Below are 3,966 nucleotides of genomic sequence, written 5' to 3'. Positions count from 1 at the left end.
AAAATATTAAAAGGAGAAAGGATTTGTTTTATTTTAAATAAAGTATTTAACTCCAATTTCTTATTCATTACTTCTAGAATAAATCCACCTTTGATCCATTCAAACCTAGCTTTTATAGGTTCAAAGTTTTCAAATTGGATGGTAAACCCCTCAATATCGTTTATGTTAATCGACTTTGAAGAAAGATAGTTAAAAAATTCACATTCCTTTAATACAGGTAGCCTATTAAAGTAATCTATATCCCAATTATCACTTGGATTTTCTTCTATTAACCAATTTATTGGGACCCTAGTAATAAGTGCAATAAATTGTATAAATTCATCAGGATAAAAACTTTTTTTTGAAATTATTGCTCTTATTTCTACAGAATGTTTCTTTCCTTCATCTTTCTTTTTCACGAGCCCCAAAAAGGACCTTACCATGTCTCTTGGTATGCCATAACGCTCATATAAATCTCTCTGGCTAAAACCTATAATTTCTTTATTAAGTAACACACGTCTTCGATTTGTTAGTTTTAATTTTAATAAGAGTGTTCTAAATATATCCATTTGTGATTGTAAGATTATTAACTCATTCCACGCTAAAGAATTTCTCATACTCGAATCAAAATGAAAACTAATGTACTCCTCTTCTGAAAGTTCATTACTCAGATATTTCATTGCTTCTCTGTAACCATACCTATAATCAAAAGATATGGTATTCCTTGGTTTAGTCATTCTATATCACCAAAGATAAAATAACCTATCTAGATTTATTAATCTGCGTTGTACTTTTAAAAGTTCAGAATAATAGTTTATGACTATAAGTGCCAATATTAATTAATGAGGAAATGAGAGAAATAAGTTCTTCTTTAAATTTAGATGTAATTTTCATTTGAAAAAATATTAAGTACATAAGTATATCTTTCATTACCCCTCACCTCCAATCTTAATTATTAGTCAAAATCACTATTTTTACTTCCTGTGTTTTAATTCCTAGGTTTTCAAGCAATAAAAAAACCTAGACCATTGGCCCAAGGTTCAAAGGATCATCTTATGAAAATGTATCGAAAGAGGGGTTCTACATAGCGTATTGTCCAAACAATACGCAAGCTAGCGTATTAACCCCATATTTTTTGTCGATACTGATCATAAAACAAAAAGACCTTTGAACTGATTTTTAAATCACGGATAAAGAGATCATCCGTAAATTAGAACATCAGCCCAAAGGCCACAAAGTTTAATAAATCACCCGCTAGTCTATTAGCTAATAGACTGCAAACAAACAAAAAAAAGCATTAATTATTACAAGTATAAACCAGTTCTGGAAGAATTTCAAGAAGAATAGGAGAATTAAAATGGAAAACGCAGCTTCACTTCAAATAAACAAAGAATTATCCCCACCAAAAAAGCAGGTAAGGAATATTACCAAAAAAGACTATAAAAAAAGAGCTGAATTCCCTCCATATATTGAAGAATTTGGGGAATATCTTCTTATATGTAATTACTCTTCAACTACTATTGAATCTTATAAAATTAAAGTTAGAAAAATTGTAAAAGACTTTAGAAGTGTATTTTCGATTTCGTTTGATACTTTACTTGACTTTAAAAATATTTCAGATGAATTCCAAATTAAATTTGAAAGCTTTATGTTACAAAAAATAGAAAAAAGAGAACTCACGCCTGCTAGTGCCCATCCCATTATGAAGGCTTATAAGGCATTTATAAATTTCTTATTTCATCGTGAAATCGTACCAAATAAGTATAACATTCCTAAAGATCTTCTTGCCAAGGTAAAAAGATCCAATTTATACATAGAGCAAAAGGATATCATGGACTTAGCAGAGTCTATCAGAAAAAACAAAAATCCAGTGATGAAATCCAGAAGTTACGCCTTACTTCTATTGTATATTGAAACTGGATGTAGACCAATAGAGGCAAGTAATCTTCTGGTTTCTGACATTAATTTTACAGAAAGGACAATAAGATTGCATTCCGTAAAATCTGGTACCAGAAAATTAGTGTTAAATAACTATGTAATAAAAGCTTTAAAACAGTACACAGTCATTAGAGAAACCCTTCATCCTGATAACGATTATTTTTTTGTCATGAATAATGGTGAAAGGGCGACTAGACGTTATTTAACATTGCAGATCTCCCAAGAAAATATAAAAGCTTTCGGCCATCTTAAGATTCATGCACGTGCACTTAGACACAACTATGTTACTAACGCTTTTGAAAATAGGAATGCATTCCAAGATATTTCCGATACTGTTGGTCATAAGCATTGGGTTTCAACTCTATATTATCAGCATCGAAGTATTGACCGTTTACTTACTAATACTATCCCGTTTAATCCAATACCAGATTTTATTGAAAGTATGGTAGATGAAGATGCCAATTAAAAAAACTAGTAAATATAATATAGAAGAGATTTGTCAAGATTTAAAACTAGATTATAATGACTTCCTTTTATTTATAAGTAAAACAGGAAACAATAGCCACAATGATCTGATCGAACAATTAAATGCTTTAAGTGTCATTGAAGAGTTTGTTAATTCATTACTGCTTCAGGAGATAAGAAATGTCAAATCCAAAAATACTGTAAAGTATTATCTGAGTTTCCTGAAACGATTAAGGAAATATATTCTTCAAGTAAATCAGGACCTTCTCTTTTCAGAAATTAATGAAGAGCTACTATACGACTTTATCGATTCAAACGGGAAAATCGGAAGAAGTTCTATAAACACCTATTTTGGGATAATGCAACGCCTTTGTTCCTTTGCCTTTGAGAAGGGCTACTCATCTAAAAATTTTGGATATAAATTTAATAAAGTTAGAACAAATCATTTACCTAGATATTTTACAGATACCCAGCTTAGAAATATATTTGAATTAGTTGAACAAAGAAGATGCTCCTTTCTCTGGAGAACTATTTTCATTACATTACTTGGTACTGGTTTACGGATCAGTGAACTAGCACAATTGAGGGTTAAAGATGTCAATTTTAAAGAGAATTATATCTATACTCTAGGAAAAGGTAACAAAGAACGTCATGTTCCACTATACCCACAAGTAAAAAATGCTCTTTTAGTCTATATGGAAGATACAGGGGTAATAGATGTAGAGAAGGCAAAAGATAGTTATTTATTTAGTCGACAAAGAGGAGAATTACGGACTACTCCAGTTTCTGTTAGGAGCATACAATATAATTTATTTGAGATCAAAGATAAACTAGGCATAGATTCAAGGTATACAGTGCATTCTTATCGGCATACTTTTGCAGTAAATTGTCTAAAATCAGGTATGCAAATTATGTATCTATGTCAAATTCTAGGTCATGAGAGTCCTTCCACAACATCAAGATATACCAAACTTTTACCACAGGACTTACAGAAAGAAGTGCATGAAAAATTTCCTTTTCCATTAGAAGAATTAATCAAACAATTAATTTCAGGAGGTACAGAAGATGGATGTATTAACTAAAGAGATCAGTAAATTTTTGAAGAATAGTCAATATTCAAACTCATCCAAAACACATTTTAGAAATGCACTTGCTATATTCATTAGAGAAATTGCCGAGATAACTCAGACCTCTAATGATAAGGTCCATCTTCAAGAGGTATATGAAATATATGATCACAGAGGTATTTTCATTTCTTTTAGACCAATCGATTCATCTCTATTGGATAAGTATTTCTATAGTAATGTGAATAAGGGTTATTCTTGGTTAAGAGAACAACGTGATGCTCTATCTGCATTCTTTAAGTATCTTCATCGAAATTATGATTTTAACAATGCTATGCTAGAAATAACCTTTGAACTAAAAAAATTCAAACCAAAAAATAAGAAAGTAATATGCTTGGGTAAACATGAGGTATTAAAATTCTTTCACTACTTAGTCAATTATAGTAACACGCTTAATCGTGACGTACTTTTATTTACATTGTTTTTTACAACAGGTTGCAGAATATCGGAAGTAGTCAAT

4 protein-coding genes are annotated in these 3,966 nt (G+C 30.5%); 3 read left to right on the top strand and 1 reads right to left on the bottom strand.

Translation table 11 applies throughout. The features are described from left to right. Positions 1 to 716: hypothetical protein (locus ACOI1C_RS22295; protein ID WP_422512834.1), on the bottom strand; the 716-nt coding region annotated here is incomplete at its 3' end. Between the two features lie 620 nt (positions 717 to 1,336). Here ACOI1C_RS22295 and ACOI1C_RS22290 point away from each other — a divergent pair. From ACOI1C_RS22290 to ACOI1C_RS22280, 3 genes are all read left to right on the top strand, one after another. Then, positions 1,337 to 2,383, top strand: a complete 1,047-nt coding sequence (locus tag ACOI1C_RS22290) for a tyrosine-type recombinase/integrase (RefSeq protein ID WP_422512833.1) — start codon at positions 1,337 to 1,339, stop codon at positions 2,381 to 2,383. Further along, positions 2,367 to 3,464: a tyrosine-type recombinase/integrase gene (locus tag ACOI1C_RS22285; protein WP_422512832.1), complete on the top strand. Its 1,098-nt coding sequence runs from the start codon at positions 2,367 to 2,369 to the stop codon at positions 3,462 to 3,464. The genes ACOI1C_RS22290 and ACOI1C_RS22285 overlap by 17 nt, the downstream gene beginning before the upstream one ends. After that, positions 3,448 to 3,966: hypothetical protein (locus ACOI1C_RS22280; protein WP_422512831.1), on the top strand; the 519-nt coding region annotated here is incomplete at its 3' end. The genes ACOI1C_RS22285 and ACOI1C_RS22280, both read left to right, overlap by 17 nt.

The sequence above is a fragment of the Bacillus sp. DJP31 genome, assembly GCF_049310945.1.
Lineage (GTDB): Bacteria > Bacillota > Bacilli > Bacillales > SA4 > Bacillus_BS.
Note: the sequence above shows the minus strand (reverse complement) of the source record. Positions and strands in the feature narration are given on the sequence as shown.

Bases quoted from the DNA above. Each gene is read 5' to 3' on its own strand.
- ACOI1C_RS22290 (WP_422512833.1), top strand. From the start codon at position 1,337: ATGGAAAACGCAGCTTCACTTCAAATAAACAAAGAATTATCCCCACCA.
- ACOI1C_RS22285 (WP_422512832.1), top strand. From the start codon at position 2,367: ATGAAGATGCCAATTAAAAAAACTAGTAAATATAATATAGAAGAGATT.